Origin of the sequence: Sphingomonas sp. BK235, assembly GCF_004345855.1 — a bacterium.
In the GTDB taxonomy this organism is placed as follows: Bacteria; Pseudomonadota; Alphaproteobacteria; order Sphingomonadales; family Sphingomonadaceae; genus Sphingomonas.
This window is the reverse complement of sequence record NZ_SLXN01000001.1, coordinates 722,157-738,138: the sequence shown is the minus strand read 5'-3', so window position 1 is coordinate 738,138 and position 15,982 is coordinate 722,157. Positions and strand designations below refer to the sequence as shown.

General features: G+C 69.1%; 11 protein-coding genes. 5 read left to right on the top strand and 6 right to left on the bottom strand.

The genetic code is table 11. The annotated features are described in order from the left end of the window. Positions 1-2,361, bottom strand: a complete 2,361-nt coding sequence (locus tag EV292_RS03365) for a hypothetical protein (RefSeq protein ID WP_132907742.1) — start codon at positions 2,359-2,361, stop codon at positions 1-3. A gap of 287 nt (positions 2,362-2,648) precedes the next feature. On the opposite strand from EV292_RS03365, the gene EV292_RS03360 reads away from it, so the two are divergent. From EV292_RS03360 to EV292_RS03350, 3 genes are all read left to right on the top strand, one after another. Then, complete coding sequence (locus EV292_RS03360; RefSeq protein ID WP_132907741.1) at positions 2,649-2,879, top strand: hypothetical protein; 231 nt, start codon at positions 2,649-2,651, stop codon at positions 2,877-2,879. Positions 2,880-3,103: 224 nt separating this feature from the next. After that, complete coding sequence (locus tag EV292_RS03355; RefSeq protein WP_132907740.1) at positions 3,104-3,295, top strand: Rmf/CrpP family protein; 192 nt, start codon at positions 3,104-3,106, stop codon at positions 3,293-3,295. A 61-nt stretch (positions 3,296-3,356) separates the two neighbouring features. Further along, the gene (locus EV292_RS03350) at positions 3,357-3,842 is read left to right on the top strand and encodes a hypothetical protein (protein WP_132907739.1); all 486 of its coding nucleotides are present in this window, start codon (positions 3,357-3,359) and stop codon (positions 3,840-3,842) included. Here the strand turns inward: EV292_RS03350 and EV292_RS03345 are convergent. Both EV292_RS03345 and EV292_RS23025 read right to left on the bottom strand, forming a co-directional pair. After that, on the bottom strand, positions 3,732-4,742 hold the full coding sequence (locus EV292_RS03345) for a hypothetical protein (RefSeq protein ID WP_132907738.1): 1,011 nt from the start codon (positions 4,740-4,742) through the stop codon (positions 3,732-3,734). The two genes, EV292_RS03350 and EV292_RS03345, sit on opposite strands and share 111 nt — an antisense overlap. Before the next feature lie 144 nt (positions 4,743-4,886). Further along, positions 4,887-5,549 (bottom strand): PEPxxWA-CTERM sorting domain-containing protein, encoded by a 663-nt coding sequence (locus EV292_RS23025; RefSeq protein WP_243693579.1) that lies wholly within the window; start codon positions 5,547-5,549, stop codon positions 4,887-4,889. A 183-nt stretch (positions 5,550-5,732) separates the two neighbouring features. On the opposite strand from EV292_RS23025, the gene EV292_RS03335 reads away from it, so the two are divergent. Next, positions 5,733-6,224 carry a nucleoside deaminase gene (locus tag EV292_RS03335; RefSeq protein WP_132908166.1) on the top strand — a complete coding sequence of 164 codons (492 nt, stop codon included), beginning with the start codon at positions 5,733-5,735 and terminating at the stop codon, positions 6,222-6,224. Positions 6,225-6,449: 225 nt separating this feature from the next. On the opposite strand, the gene EV292_RS03330 is transcribed toward EV292_RS03335, so the two are convergent. After that, a complete protein-coding gene (locus tag EV292_RS03330; RefSeq protein WP_132907737.1) occupies positions 6,450-7,784 on the bottom strand; it encodes an AarF/ABC1/UbiB kinase family protein in 1,335 nt (444 codons plus the stop codon). Between the two features lie 151 nt (positions 7,785-7,935). Between EV292_RS03330 and EV292_RS03325 the strand changes: the two genes are divergently transcribed. After that, positions 7,936-10,275, top strand: coding sequence for a GH92 family glycosyl hydrolase (locus EV292_RS03325; protein WP_132907736.1), 2,340 nt, complete (start codon positions 7,936-7,938; stop codon positions 10,273-10,275). 25 nt (positions 10,276-10,300) lie between these two features. Here the strand turns inward: EV292_RS03325 and EV292_RS03320 are convergent, their stop codons facing one another. Beyond that, complete coding sequence (locus EV292_RS03320) at positions 10,301-12,658, bottom strand: GH92 family glycosyl hydrolase (protein ID WP_132907735.1); 2,358 nt, start codon at positions 12,656-12,658, stop codon at positions 10,301-10,303. 29 nt (positions 12,659-12,687) lie between these two features. Then, positions 12,688-15,747: a TonB-dependent receptor gene (locus EV292_RS03315; RefSeq protein ID WP_132907734.1), complete on the bottom strand. Its 3,060-nt coding sequence runs from the start codon at positions 15,745-15,747 to the stop codon at positions 12,688-12,690. Positions 15,748-15,982 lie beyond the last annotated feature (235 nt).

Here is a 15,982-nt window from a genome sequence, read left to right as displayed (position 1 = left end):
TCAGACGCGGAGCCGCGCCGCGCCGCCGCGCCGGCCGCCGCCGATCGCCTGCACCTCGATGATCGCCGACGCGGTCCCCGCCGGCAGCGCGGCGGGCGCGTAGAAGCACCGGCCGTCGATGCGCCCGAGCCAGCGGCGCGCGCCGCCCTGCGCGTCGACGCGGAAGACGTCGAAGCGGCCGTCGTCCTCCCAGCGCAGCCCGAGCCCGATCGCCCCGGTCGCGGCGTCGGTGACGCGGCGATCGAGCCGCAGCCCGCGCGGCGGCGCGAGCGAGACGTAGTCCTGGCCGGTGACCGCGAAGCGCCCGACGCGCAGGTCGAACGGCGCGGCGACGTCGTCGCCGGGCTCGAACCCGAGCAGGATGCTGGCGACGCGGCGGCCGGAGAAGCGGCCGAGCGCGAGCCGGCTGAGCGTCCAGCCGCCCTCGCCCGCGGCGGGCCAGCCCGGTGGCAGCGGCAGCCACTCCGGCTGGTCGGGCCGGTCGGCGAAGATCAGGCCGAGCCGGGTGCGCGCGCGGTCCGCCGCGCGGGCGAGCGTCACGAGCTCGACCGCGGTCGCGCCTGCCACCGCGATGTCGGTCTTGAACAGATGGACCCGCGTCGCCGCGCCGGCGCCGAGCAGGCCGTGCACGCGCAGCGACGAGCCGCCGTCATAGGCGATCACCTGATCGAGGCCGACGTCGAGCAGACCGGGGAGCAGACCGGGCGCCTCCGCGGCGCGGTCGGTCAGCCCGTCGAACGGGGCGCGCCACCATTGCCACGTCGGCAGCACGTCCTGGATGCCGAGGTTGAACCAGGCGGCCTCGCCGACGCGCCGCCCCTCGACGAAGAAGGCCCGCCCCTCACCCTCGTTGAAATGCGTGGCGAACGGTGCCGCACCGATCACCGAGCGCTCGGCGATGAAATTTGCCACGCCATAGGTGATCGGCAAATCGGCCTGGTCGGGACGGAAGCGTGCGAGCGTGCCGTCGGTCGTCGCCCATTCGGACAGGCGGTAGAAGGTCGTGTCGCCCCAGCTGAGCCGGCCGCTGTCGTACACCGCCTGCTGCGCGGCGCTCGGCGCGTTCGACAGCGCCGGGTTCTGCGTCTGGCCGCTGTAGACCAGCCGCTCGATCGTCGCGACGTCGGCGGCCGCGTCGAGGAAGGCGGCGCCGCGCCCGGCCTGGCGCGCCCGCCATAGATTGAGGCAGCCGTCGTCGACCGAGTAGAGCTGGAGCCCGCCGCCGCGTGCGGTGCCCCCGTCCGGGCTGATCACGCGCGGCGCCGCGGCGCCGATGAACCCCGGGCCCGGATAGAGCTGCAGCCCGAAGAAGACGTCCTCGGGCGCGCGCTGGAAGGCGCTCGCGCCCGCCGCGAGCGTCACCGGGTCGGCGGGCCAGCTGGTGCAGCAGCCGCCCGGTCCGTTATAGCCGCTCCAGCCCTGGTCGATCATCACGCTGTCGGCGGCGGGGGCGCCGCTCGCGTCGGGCGCGAACAGGTCCCTGAGGTCGCCGTGCCCGTCGTAATGCTGGAGGTGGAACGGCGCGACGCGCGCGCGCCGCGCCGCGGCGTGCATCGCCGCCATCAGCCCCGCCACCTGCGCCTTGGCCTGCGCCGAGCCGAGCTCGTGATTGACGAAATAGCCGTCGAACCCGAAATAATGCGCCAGCGCGACCAGCTTCTCCGCGACGCGCTCGACCGGCACCACGCTGCCGTCGAACAGCCGCGCGTCGGGCTGCCAGATCGTCCCGAGGCAGAGCGCGCCGTTGCGATGCGCCGCGTCGGTCAGCGCCGGGTTGGGGACAATGCCGGTGCCGCCCCATTGCACCACGATGTCGTGGACGCCGAGCCGCCGCGCGACCTGGACACCGCCCGCCGGGGTGGTCGCGTGTCGCACCGCGCGCCAGACGTCGGGCGCGTCGGGCGCGATCGTGCGGTTGGTGGTGGCCAGCGTCGCGGCGCCGGCGCGCGGGTCGAGCCGCGGGTGCGCCTGTGTCGCGGCAAACGGCGCGATCCGCGGCGCGAGCGGCACGGTCGAGCGGAAATAGGCCGCGTCCGGATCGGCTGCCGGATCATAGGCCATCAGCCGCACGAAGGCGTCGGCGGCGGCGCCCGGCAGTAGCGGCAGGATCGGCGCCACACCCGCTACCTCGTCGGAAGACACCGAGCCCGCCCCCAGCGGTCGCCGCTCGGCGCCAGTCCTCGCCTCGCCGCGGGCGCTGCCACCGTCGCCGTCGCGCGCTCCGCGGAACAGCGCGGCAAGGCTGGCGCTCGAGAGGATGCCCAGACCAGCGACAACCACGCCACGGCGCGCGATCGGAGGCGTCGCGTGCCAGCCTCCAGTCGCGTCGCCGCCGAGGTCGTGCAATGAATCGTCTGCCATGACCCGTCATCCCCTCTCGGCCCTCCCTTCGTCGCCGGCCCCGCGCCCACGCGCTGCCGGATCGGGAGGTGCTCACTCGAACTGAGCCCATGGTAGGAAGAGGAAGGCGTCGACCGCGCCGACGGGTGGAAAAAAATCGTGGGGCGCGTCGATCTCCGCACAGCGATCACGTCGTGTGGGATGACGGAGCTTCGTCCACGCACCCCCGGCCACGCGCTCGTCGCGAAAGGTTCGTCGCGGCCAGATCGTTTGACATGCGTTAACCAAGCGCCGCTACCAACCGCTGCATGCCACGTTTCGCCATCACCTATTCGGGCGCCGGGATGGCCAATGTCTCGGTCGAGCGACATGACAGCCGGGCCGAGGCGCGGCGCGCCGCCGTGTCGACCGCGACGTCGATGCTGCTCGCCGAGGGCGACCGCTTCCAACAGGGGGCGGTCGACTGTGAGGTGCGCCACGAGGTGACCGGGCGTGCGGAGCGGTTCCGCGTCACGCTCAGCGTACAGAAGGTGGCCTGAACTGCCTCGTCCGCGCTCCCACACACCGAGAACGCTGCTTACGCGAGGAGCTCGTCACGGCGGCGCAGCTCTGACCCGCCACGAAGGACCGATTCGAGGCTGATGCGCATTAGCTTGAAAAGGCTTCCAAATTCAGCGGTATGGCGCAACCTGGATCAAGGACGCGCGTTGGTTCCCTCGGTCCGGCCCCTCACTTCACCTAGCGAGTCCCGGAAAGGCACGGCATGCAGAACCCATATAACGAGGGGCTGACCTGCGCAGGCGTGGCCGGCACGACGCCCAGCGACTGCCCGTACAGCTCATCGCTGATGGCGACCGAACGCCAGCAGTGGCTGCGCGGGTTCGCCGCGCACGGCATCCATCGCGCGACGCGCACGACCGACGACGGTGATCGGCTCGGCTCACGCGCGGACTGACGCGCCGTCTCCTCTTCCCGGCGTAGCGATCTGGTAACCCGCGCTTTGCTATCCCGGTGGAATGGAATTCGCGCGCGTCTACAAGGAAGGGATCGACCAGCTGGTGCAGGTGGCCGGACCGGCCCCGCTGCTCCACGTCCATGCCGGCCTCGGCATCTTCCTGCTCGTGCGCCTGCTCGCGACCGGACGACGCAGCACCAGCCGCGCCCTTCAGGCAGTGATCGCCGCCGAGTTGGTCAACGAGGCGCTCGACTGGCTCGCCCAGTCGCCGGGATGGACAATTCGCGACACCGCCAGCGACATCCTGCTCACGCTGCTCTGGCCGACCGCGATCGTCCTCGTCACCCAGCTTCGCCGACGCGCCGCGCTCCCGGCCCGCCGCGCACGCGCTGCCGGCGCCGCGTCGCGGCGCGCCGGACCGCGCCGCGACCGTCCGTCAGCGGCCGAACGCCGTACGATAGACGCGCGAGATTCGCGGCAGATGGCCGTCGGTCAGCCGCGCGTTGATCCCGCCGTCGGTGCGGTTCCAGTAATTGTGGTGGGATAGCCGGCTGCCCTGCGCGCGGATCCAATCGACCATCGCCTGGGCGAACAGCGACGCGCGATCGTCGTCCACGCCCCATTCGGACAGGCCGATGAGCTTGCCGCGCCGCGCGCCGAAGGTGGAAAGCCACGCCAGGCCGAAGGGCTGCGACAGGCGATAGCCGAAGATCGACTTCCCGCCGTCGCGCATGTTCTGGTCGTCGAACTTCCCCTGATAATAGAGGTCGAGGCTGATGACGTCGACCACGTCGTCGCCGGGGTAGCATAGCTCGGGATTGATCCCACCCTCGCCCGCATTGGGGCACCAGTCGAAGTAGAAACGCCGCGACACTTGGCGGAACAGCCCGACGAGGCGTCGCCACGCCGCCACGAACGGACGCGCCGTCCAGCGTCCGCCGCGGTCGCGTGCCGCGAGCGACTGCGACGGCATGTTGAACTCCCAGGGCAGCCGCACGAAGATGCGCCCGTCGCCGCGCGGATAGGCCGAGAGGATCGCACTCGCGATCCGGCGATACAGCGCGTCGTGCGCGCCCGCGGCGACACTCTCATAGCCGCCTGCACCGCCGACCGGCACCGACCAATGGACCTTGCGCCCCTGTGACAGCACGATCCGACCGATCCCGACGATATAGTCGATCGACTGTTCCAGCTGCGGCCAGCTGTCCTGGTTGAAATAGAGCAGGTCATGATCCTGCTTGCGACCGAGCCAGCGCTGCCACTCGGCCATGCGGCGCGGATCATTACCCGTGATCGCACCGAGCTGACGCGTCGGTATGCCGTCGTGGCGCGCGGCGGCGACCTCCACCGCCTCGCCGCGACACGACATCAGCAGCGCCGCCGACCCGCCGACACCCAGTCGCAGGGCATCGCGTCGTCGCAGCGTCATCATCTCCGTCATCGTCATCCCCCGTCCTCGACCCTTGCCGCCGAGTAGAAGGACGCGCCACGATGCGGAAGCGGCACGACCCGCGGTCGCGCACGCTTCGCGCAGGCGACGGCACCGTTCACCGAATTCCGTGCGCGGCCCGCGACGAGCCGCGCCGGTGGGTCACGCCGCCGCCAGGCGCCGTCGTTCGCCGCGCCGCATCGCGAAGCCGACCGCGGCGAAGCCCGCGATCATCAGCGCCCAGGTCCCCGGCTCGGGCACCGCGGCGGGGGTGAAGCCGAAGCGGGTGGTCAGCCCCGCGTCCGAATCGACGATGCCGCTGTCCTTGTTGGCGAAGGAATTGAACGTGTAGACGCGCTGCACCTGCCCCGGCGTGTAGGACACCGCGCTGGTCAGGTTGCGCAGCCCGTCGCCGCGGATCTCGAGCAGCAGGTCGCCCGCGCTGGGATCGTAGAAGAACGACTGGCCGTCGAAGGTCCGTGCCCCGGCGTCAACCCCCGCCACGGTGCCGTCGTAGAAGGAGGCGAAGTCGCTGCCGCGATTGGCCGACAGCGTCGACGACATCGATCCGACCTGCGTCGCCGCGGTCGACAGGAAGATCGACAGCGGCGTCGCCGCGTTGGGCTGAAGGAAGAAGGTCAGGCTGTCGATATACCCCGCGGTCGAAAACAGCGAGCTCGCGAAGCTATATTGCACCGTCGCGGTGCATCCCGGCGCGCACGATACCTGCTGGCTGGTGTTGGTGCCGTAGCTGACCGTGTCCGCCGTGGCCGGGCTCGTGCCCAGCGCGACCGCCGCCGCGGCGACCGCGATATATCTCATCATTCGTTACGCCCCTTTTACTATGCTGCTCCTGCCTAACCCACGGGGAGCGAAGGGGATGCATGGCGAAGAGTCGCGGCGCGTCTCCGAATGGAACAAAGTCGGACGTGGCTGATCGCGCGTCACGGACGCGAGATGATCGGGACCGTCCGGCGCGCCGCGACGTTGGGGCGGTCGGAGGTGCCGATGACCGAGGAAGACGAACGCTGGATGCGCGAGGCGATCGCGGTGGCGCGCTCGAAGGGATCGGACCCGTCGACCTCGCCGCTCGGCTCGGTGATCGTGCTCGACGGCAAGGTGCTGGCGGCCGAGCGCAACCAGACCCACGAGCTGCCCGACGCCACCGCGCACGCCGAGATGATGGCGATCCGTCGCGCCTGCGAGAGCAGCGGCGCGCTCGAGCTGCGCGGCGCGACGCTCTACTCGACGCTGCAACCGTGCGGCATGTGCACCATGGCCTCGATCTGGTCGAAGGTCGGTCGCGTTGTTTATGGCGCGGGGCGCGAGGATGTCCACGCGATGTACTGGGAGGCGCAGCACGTCGACACGCTGGCATTCATCGGCGACGCTTACCGCGACGACATCGTGATCGAGGGCGGCTGCCTGCGCGAGGAATGCGCCTCGCTCTATTATCCGCCCGACGCCGATCTGCCCGAGGAGGAGCAGGCGAACCTGTGAGGTCGGAGGACGGTGGGCCGGCCGGGTCGTGCTTGGTCGAGCGCCATCTTTCCCTCCTTCTTCTGCGTCATCCTGAACTCGTTTCAGGATCCACCTGTCCGCGCGTCTCACCGTCCGATGGATTGCGCCGAGCCGTGGATCCTGAAACGAGTTCAGGATGACGGAGGATGAGAGGAGGGGGCGGCTCGTCCGCGCCGCACCGCTCTACCCTAGCGCTGCACCGCCCTACCCTAGCGCCGCAACGTCCAGCCCGCGGTAGCGCTCCACCATCGCGCGCACATCGACCCTCGCGCCGAGCCGCGCGCACAGCAGCGCGGTGCCGCTCACCTTGCGCTGGACGAACAACGTGTCGACCGGCGGCAGGTGCCAGGTCGAGCGGTCGCGCGCCACGGCGGTCGCCTCCTCGCGGATCACGCCGACGAAGCCCCGGTCGCCGAAGTCGAACAGGCCGGGCCGGCCGAGTTCGGTCAGGATGACGTCGATCATGCGATCGACCGCCGCGCCGTGGCGCTCCACCGCCGCCTGCCCGAGGAAGCCCGCCGCCAGCGCCGCCTCGCGCACGCGCGCGCGGTCGCCGTCGAGCCCCGCCATCAGCAGCCGGTGATAGCCCGCGCGCGTCTCCGCGCGGACCGGCCGCGCCGCGCCGAAGTCGAGCAGCACTAGCCGCCCCGATCCCGCTTGCCACCGATAGTTGGCGAAGTTCGGATCGGTCTGCATCACGCCCCAGTCGAACAGCTCGCGCAGCACCAGTCGCACCAGCGCCGCGCCGGCGGTGTCGCGCGTCTCCTGCGGCGCCTCGGCGAGCGTCTCGACCGGCGCGCCCGCGACGAAGTCCATCGCCAGCACGCGCCCGGTGCTCAGCGCCGGCTCGGCCGCGGGCAGCACATAGGCGGGATCGTCGCCGAGCAGGTCGCGGTAGCGCTCGAGCATCGCCAGCTCGCGCGCGTAATCGGCCTCCTCGCGCAGCTGGCGCTTGGCCTCCTCGAGCAAAGGGCGCAGGTCGAGCTCGCGCGGCAGCAGCCCGGTGACGCGCAGCAGCGTGGCGACATTGTCGACGTCGGCGTCGATGCTCTCCGCCACGCCGGGATATTGCACCTTGATCGCGAGCACGCGGCCGTCGCGCAGCTCGGCGCGATGGACCTGGCCGATCGAGGCCGCGGCGATCGGATGCGCCTGGAAGTGGCGGAAGCGCTTGCGCCACCCCTCGCCCCATTGCTGTGCCAGCACGCGGTCGAGCTGCGCCGGGGGCATGTGGTGCGCATTCTCGCGCAGCCGCGCCAGGATCGCGGTGAGCTCGGGCGGCAGCACGTCGCCCGCGTCCATCGAGATCATCTGCCCGAGCTTCATCGCCGCGCCGCGCAGCTGGGAGAGCTGGTCGGCGACGCGCGCGGCATTGGCGGGGGTGAGCAGCAGCTCGTTCATGCGCGGCCGCTCGCCGGTGGCGAGCCGCCGCGCGCCCTCGGCGATCACCCCACCCGCGACGCCGCCGGCGAGCTTGCCGAAACCGCCCAGCCGCGACCATCGCCCACTCGGTACCGCGCGTCCGCGCTCGTCCACCATCCGCTCACTCCTTCGCGCGCGTGCAACGGCCGGGCGCGGCGTTCGGGTGCACGCCGCGACGCACATCATTGACAAGCAAATTGATTTATCCGTCTAATCAGAAGCGTAGCCGGGTGGCAGCGGATCACCCGGCGCGAGCGGGAGAGTGACGATGCGGCGAGCGACGACATGGGCGGGCGCGGTGGCGCTCGCGGCGCTGACGGCGAGCGGCGGCCACGGCCAGCAGGCCGGTCCGTCCGGCGTCGACCTCGCCGACCCGCGCGTCGGCACCGCGCCGCTCGATCGCCCCGAGCTGATCGGCAACGCGCCCCCGCCGGGCGAGCCGACCTATTCGGGCATCACCTCGCCCGGCGCGCGGTTGCCGCACAGCGCGGTCGAGGCGGCGCCGGTCAACGTCAACGTGCCGCTCACTTACCCCACGGGCGTCGCGACGCCCTATTACTACAGCAACCCGACGATGATCGGCTTCACCGCGGGCGGCGGGCCGACCTATGGCGGGCGCGCGCAGCCCTTCGTCATGCCCGTGGTCGGCGACTGGACCGTGCCGCCGGCCTCGACCCAGGCCTATTACGACAAGGCCAAGGAGGTGGCGTCGCCGGGCTATTATGCCGCCGATCTCACCAGCATCGGCGTCAAGGCCGAGCTGACCGCGACCCGCGCCACCGGGCTGATGCGCTTCACCTTCCCCGCCACCGAGCGCGCGCACCTTATCCTCAACCTCAACCGGCGCGGCGGCGCGATCGAGGTCGTCAACGACCGCATTGTCCGCGGCGCCGCCACCGCCAACGACGATCACGATGCCCGCGACGGCCGCTATTTCGTCGCAGTCTTCTCCAAGCCGTTCAAGCGCTTCGGCACGTTCCGCAAGGCTCCGGGCGATGGTCAGGGCTATGGCATCGGCGGCTCGGACGTGATGCCCGACGCACGCACGATCGAGGGCGGGTTCGCCGGCGCCTATGCCGACTTCACCACCCGCGCGGGCGAGCAGGTGCTCGTCAAGGTCGCGCATGGCGCGAGCTACGCCGACGCCGAGGCGCGACTGCGCGCCGAGAGCCCGGGCTGGGACTTCGACGCGATGCGCGGCGCGGCGCGCGCGGCCTGGTCGGGGCTGCTCGACCGGGTGCAGGTGAGCGGGGGCAGCGAGAAGCAGCGGCGGCTGTTCTACTCCACCCTGTTCCAGTCCTTCGCCAGCCCGCGGCTGATCGCGCGCAAGGGCGAGCGCTTCGCCGACAGCAACGGCCGGGTGCAGACCGCGACGCACGACCGCTACGGCCCGGTGCCCTTCTGGGATACCGGGCGCAACCAGATCGTGCTGCTCGAGCTGCTCGAGCCTCAGGTCGTGCAGGACATCATGGCGTCCGAGCTCGACATGGCGCGCGAGCGCGGCTTCATGAACACCTCGTTCCACGGCGACAATGCGGTGTTCCTGTATCTCGGCGCGATGCGGCGCGGCATCCCGTTCGACTATGGCGCGGCCTACGACTACATGCGCAAGAACGCGATCGACCCCGCCGGGCCGCGCGGCTATCTCGCCGAATATATGCGGCGCGGCTGGATCTCGGACGAGGTGCCCGCGGGCAACCCGAGCCCGCCTTACGCGGGCGGCAAGGCGGGCGCGGCGACCACGCTGGAATATGCCTGGGACGACCATGCCATGGCGGAGCTGGCCGAGCGGCTCGGGCGCCGCGACGATGCCGCGCTGTTCCGCCGCCGCGCCGCCAACTGGCGCAACGTGTTCGACAAAAGCACCGGTTTCATCCGCGGTCGTACCGAGGACGGCAAATGGATCGCGCCGTTCGACCCGCAGGAGCCCTATTACAACTTCATGATGAAGGAGGCGTCGGGCTGGTCGACGTTGTGGCTGGTGCCGCACGACGTCGGCGGGCTCGCCGGTGCGCTCGGCGGCCGCGCGGCGTTCGACGCCAAGCTCGACCGCTTCTTCGCCACGCCCTACACGCCCAAGGGGATCTGCCGCGACTGTACCGGGATGGTCGGCCAGTATGTCCAGGGCAACCAGCCCGACCAGCACGCGCCCTTCCTCTACGCCTGGGGCGGGCAGCCGTGGAAGACGCAGGCGCTGACGCGCCGCATCCTGGACACGCTCTACGGCAGCGACGCCTCGGGCTTCGGCTATCCCGGCATGGACGACCAGGGCGCGACCTCGTCCTGGTACGCGCTGACCGCGCTGGGCTTCTACCCGGTCGATCCGTCGAGCGACGTCTATATGCTGGCGAGCCCGGTATTCGACCGCGCCGCGGTGACGCTCGGCAACGGCAAAGTGCTGGAGATCGTGGCGACGAACAACGGCGCCGCGAACCCATACATCCAGTCGGCGACGCTCAACGGGCGGCCGTGGACGAAGGCGTGGTTCCGCCACGACGACGTCAAGGACGGCGCGCGGCTCGAGCTGGTGATGGGGCCGGTTCCGAACAAGAGCTGGGGCAGCGCGCCCGGCGACGCCCCGCCGACGCTCACACCGATGCCGCGCTGACGCGCGGCATCGGAGGCGCGCCCGGTCAGTTGCGGCGCTGGGTTCCGGCTACCGCCCCGGGCGCGCTCATCGAGAAGGGCCGGTCCGCCCTGGCGGTGCCCCATTGCTTGTTCGGCGTCGGCCCCATGACGAAGCGCAACGTACCGCCGGCCTGGAGTGCATCGCGCGACAGCCACGGCTTGGCGTAGGGCACGCCGTTGAGCGTCGCCGACTGGATATAGACATTGTCGCGGCTGTTGTTCTCGGCCTCGATCGTCAGCACCTTGCCGCCCGGCATGGTGACGCTGGTGCGGCGGAACAGCGGGCTGCCGATGGCATATTGCCCGACCGTCGGCGTGACGGGATAGAAGCCGAGCGCGGAGAAGACGTACCAGGCCGAGGTTTGGCCGTTGTCCTCGTCGCCGGGATAGCCGTCGGGCGCCGCCGAGTAGAGTTTCCGCATCACCTCGCGCGCGTGATATTGCGCCTTCCACGGCGCGCCGGCCCAATCGTACAGATAGATCATGTGCTGGATCGGCTGGTTGCCGTGCGCATACTGGCCCATATCGACGATCTGCATCTCGCGGATCTCGTGGATCACCTGACCGTAATAGCTGTCGTCGAAGATCGGCGGGGTGGAGAACACCGAGTCGAGCCGCGCGACGAACTTCTGGTCGCCGCCCATCAGGTCGATCAGGCCCTGCACGTCCTGCATCACCGACCAGCTATAGTGGATCGAATTCCCCTCGGTGAAGGCGTCGCCCCATTTGTACGGGCTGAACGCGGCCGACCAGCTGCCGTCCCTGTTGCGCCCGCGCATCCAGCCGCTCTGCGGGTCGAACAGCTTGCGATAATTCTGCGCGTGCTCGGCGTACTTCTTCGCGTCGTCGGTCTTGCCGAGCGCCGCCGCCATGCGCGACAGCGAGAAGTCAGCGGTGGCATATTCGAGCGTGCGCGCGGCATTCTCGTTGATGCCGACGTCATAGGGGACGTAACCGAGCTGGTTGTACAGCTCGACGCCCTCGCGCCCGACCGCGCTGAGCACCTTGCCGCTCTTGTCGCGCGGGCGCCCCTCGGAGGTGGTCGCGTTCTTGACCATCGCCTCGTACAGCGTGTTCGCGTCGAAACCGCGCACGCCGTTGAGATAGGCGTCCGCGATCAGATTGGCCGAATTCGACCCGATCATCACGCTGCGGTGCCCCGGGCTCGCCCATTCCGGCAGCCAGCCCGATTCCTTGTAGGTGTTGACCAGCCCCTGCATGATCTCGCCGTCGCGCTCGGGATACATCAGCGCGAAGAAGGGGAAGACCGCGCGCCACGTGTCCCAGAAGCCGTTGTCGGTGTAGAGCGGGCCGTCGTGGACCTTGCCGTCGTACGGGCTGTAGTGGATCAGCTTGCCGTCCGCGCCGCGCTCGTGGAACTCGCGCGGGAACTGCAGCATCCGCCACAGCGCCGAGTAGAAGGTGCGGCGATTGTCGAGATCAGGATCGTCGACCTTGATGCGGTCGAGCTCGGCCGACCAGGCGGCACGCGCCTTGGCCTTGGTCTGGTCGAACGTGTCGCGGCCGATCTCGCCGTCCAGGTTGCGCTGCGCCTGCTCGGCGCTGATGAACGAGGAGGCGACGCGCGCACCGACCTGCTCGCCCTTCTTGGTCGCGAAGCTGATCACCGCGCCGACGTGATCGCCCTCGGCGCGGCGCCCCGCGGTCAGTGTGCCGCTGCCGTCGAAGGTCTGGCTGACGGTGAAGGGCTTGTCGAACTCGACCACGAACCAGTTGCGGAAGTTGGCCGGCACGCCGCCGTGGTTGTTGCTGACATAGCCGGTGATGCGGCGCCGCGCCGGGTCGACCGACACCATCGAGCCGCCGGCATAGCCGTCGAGCAGGACGTGCGCGTCCTTGGTCTCGGGGAAGGTGAAGCGGAAATGCGCCGCGCGCGCGGTCGGCACGATCTCGGTGGTGACGTCATAGTCGGCGAGATAGACCTTGTAGCCCCATGCGCGGCTCTCCTCCGCCTTGTGGCTGAACCAGGAGGCGCGCTCCTCCTCCTTCGCCTTCACCGCGCCGGTCATCGGCAGCAGCGCGAAGGCGGCATAATCGTTCATCCACGGGCTCGGCTGGTGCGTCTGCTTGAACCCGTTGATCTTGTGGGAGCTGTACGTATAGCTCCAGCCGTTCCCCATCTTGCCGGTGACGGGCGTCCAGGCGTTCATCCCGAACGGCACCGCGATCGCGGGATAGGTGTTGCCGTAGGACAGCTCGTAGCTGCTGTCCGTCCCCATCAGCGGATTGACGAGGTCGACCGACGCCGGTGGCGCGTCCTGCGCCACCGTCGCCGCGGGGGAGAGCATCGTGGCGGAGGCGCATAGCGCCGCGATGATGCCCCGGCGCCGCGCGCTTGCCATGTTCACTCTCCCTGAGACGTCAAATGTGATCAGAACTTGAAGGCGGCGCCGAGATAAACGCGGCGGCCGGCGTAGGTGTTCGAGACGAAGCGGTCCTTGGTGTCGTTGCCGAGATGCTGGCGCTGCTCGGACTTGGTGAGATTGATCACCGAGGCGGTGATCTGGACGTTCTGCATCACGTCGAAGGCCGCGTTCAGATCGACCTGCTCATAGGGATCGTCGTAGTAATTGATCCCCGACAGCAGCCCGCGCACCACCTCGCCGCGGCGATTGTACGACGCGCGCAGCAGCACCGGGCCGTGCTCGTAGAACACCGAGGCGTTGAGCTGCGTCTTGGCGCTGTTGACCAGCGGCGACGTGCCCAGATCGGTACCGTTGAGCGAGATGTCGGCGGTGGACGTGTCGTTGTAGGTGAAGTTGACCTGCGCACCGAGACCGAAGTCGAGCGTGTGCTGGGCATAGACCTCGACGCCCTGCGATACCGCGCTGGAGCCGTTCGCCTGAGTCGAATATTGCTGCACCGTCACCGTCTCGCCGGCGACCTCCTGCGGCAGGTCGATCACCACGGGCACGACGAAGTCCTGCACGTCCTTGCGGAACAGGGTGAAGCCGAGGACCGAGCCGGGGTGGAAATACCATTCCGCGCCGGCGTCATACTGCCACGCCCGGAAAGGCTTGAGGTTGAAATTGCCGCCGTTGCCGAACCAGCCGGGCAGCGCGCCGAACTCGGCGCGGTCGAACGTGAAGGGATCCGAGTTGAAGGTGAGCGAACGCGCCGCGCCCAGATCATTGTACCCCGGGCGGCTCATCACCTTCGATGCCGCGGCGCGCAGCAGCAGGTTGGGGATCACCTCCCACGAGATGTTGAAGCTCGGCAGGAAGTCGGTGTAGCTCTTGCTTTCCGCATTCTGGGTGAAGACGCGCTGCTGACGCTGCGCCTCCGGGATCACCAGACAGTTGCCGTCCTCACCGAACGGCTTGTTCGGATCGAACTGGCCGTCTGGCCCGTTGACGCAATAGTCGTTCTCATAGGTCAGCGTGTCGCTCGACACACCGCTCTGCTTGGTGTTGACGACACGCAGGCCGATGTTGCCGCGCACCGTGTCGGTCTTGAAGTTGGCCTGAGCATAGCCCGCCCAGATCTTCTCTTGGATGTCGTAGAGGTTCTGCGGCTCGGGCACGCGCACCGGGCCATTATATTTCCCGTTGAGATAGTCGATGTAGTTGCCGATGTTGATCGCCGGGAAGGCGCTGGTCTCGAACCCGCCGGCGATGTTGCCGAGCGAGTCGGGGTAGAAGATCTCGGGCAGCGCCAGCGCGCCGCCCGGCGTGTCCTGGAAGCGCAGCGTGTTGGCGGCGTCCGAATACCATTCGAAACGACCGGTCTCGCGGTGGACACGACCGTCGCGCCACTTCACGCCCGCCTGGATCGAGGCGAGGAACGGCGAGTCGAAGCTGCGCGTCACGTCGGCCTGAGCGTAACGCTGCGAGATCGAGTTGTTGGTAAAGCCTGATCCGGTCGAGCCGAGATCGATCTGCGCCACGCCGTTGAGCATGTTCTGGATGATATCGGGCGAGAAGTTCATCGCGATCGACTGATCGGTGAAGTTCCAGGCGCTCAGGCTGTTGCCGTTGACGGTGCCGTTACGCGGCTTCGCCTGGGCATAGAATTGGAACGACGGGCCACCGGTCGACCGGGTCTTGCCGAACACGACGTCGACGCTGAGGTGATCGAGATTCCACTTGGCATGGACGTCATAGGTGTTCGACACGCTCTTCTCGCGCGCCAGATAGTTCTGCGGCGCCGGGGTCTCCATCGTGCAGGGATTGGTGTTGGCGCGGCACAAGGTCCCTTCGGGCGGCACCTGGAAGGTCGCGCCGGTCAGGATCGTCCCGCTCTTGTCGAGTGTCCCGGCGGTGAAGAAATTGCCGTAACCCCATTCCGGGATCTTGATGACGTTGCGGGTGTAGTCGCCATCGAGCTGGAAGCGGAAGTAATTGGCGGTGATCTCGAGGTTGTCGAACGGCTTGGCCTGCATCGTCGCCTGGATGCCGAGGCGCTTGCGCTTCTGTTCCTCGATCGTCTCGCTGACCGACTGCGGTGCCCAATAGCCGTTGAACTCGGTGCCGCCGAGCGTCTTCTGCCCGCCGTTCACGCCGTCGTTCCAATAGTCGATCGCGGCGTCGTTGCCGAACGGGTTGCCGTTGACGTCGACCGCGGGCTTGGCGGTGCGATCGTTGGTCCACCAATGCCAGCTGTCGGCGTTGGCGCTCAGCGTGCGGTTGGTGCGCTCCTGATAGGTCGCGCCGACGAGGAAGCCGAGCGTCTTGCTCTCATTGTGCCACGATAGCAGGCCCGAGACGTTCGGCTCGGTCTTCTTGCTGACGTCGGCATAGGTGCCCTCGGCCGATACGGTGCCCGACCAGGGCTCGAGATCGAAGGGGACGCGCGTGTGGTTGATGATGACGCCGCCGACGCCGCCCTCGTCGAGCCGCGCCTCGGACGATTTGAACACCTCGACGCTGCCGATCAGCGTCGACGGCAGCAGCAGATAGTTGAACGAGCGCGAGGGATCGCCGGTGTCGGTGCCGGCGATGAAATTGCCGTTGAGCTCGGTCAGCGTCAGATCGCTGCCGAGGCCGCGGATGCTGACGCGGCTACCCTCGCCGCCGTCGCGCTCGATGATCACGCCGGGGACGCGCTGGAGCGAGTCGGCGACGTTCTTGTCGGGGAACTTGCCGACGTCCTCCGCGGTGATCACGTCGACGAAGGCATTGGCCTCGCGCTTGCGGCTGAGGCTCTGCTCGATCGAGCGACGGTATCCGGTGACGACGATGTCGTCCCCGCCCGCCGCCGCCGCATCGGCGGCGTCGGCCTGTAGCTGGCCCGGGCTGTCGACCGTGCTGTTGGCGGCCGGCGCGGACACCTCGCCGGTGCCGCTCTGCGGCGGGGTCACCCCGGCCTGGTCGGGCGACCTGTCGGCCTGTTCGGCCTGCGCGCCCGCGGCGGTGGAGGGGCTGGTCTGCTGTGCGTCGGCGTTACCGACGATGCCCGCGGCCAGGCTCGCGCCCGCCAGCAGCAGTGACATCGACCTGCGCCGCGACCAACGCGACGGGGTGCTATCGGTATAAGCTCGCATCTGACCATCCCTCCACATGGCGGCGGGATTCGTTGCCCCGCCCTTCCCTCGATCCCGCCACCGCAGGCGCGCCGATGGCGCGCCGAGCCCCTGCTGACGATGCGGTAGCGGCGTGGTTAATCAGACAATAGCAAAAACAAATTGTCAAATGGAAGGATTGAGAACGTTCGCGCAATCCTTTGCA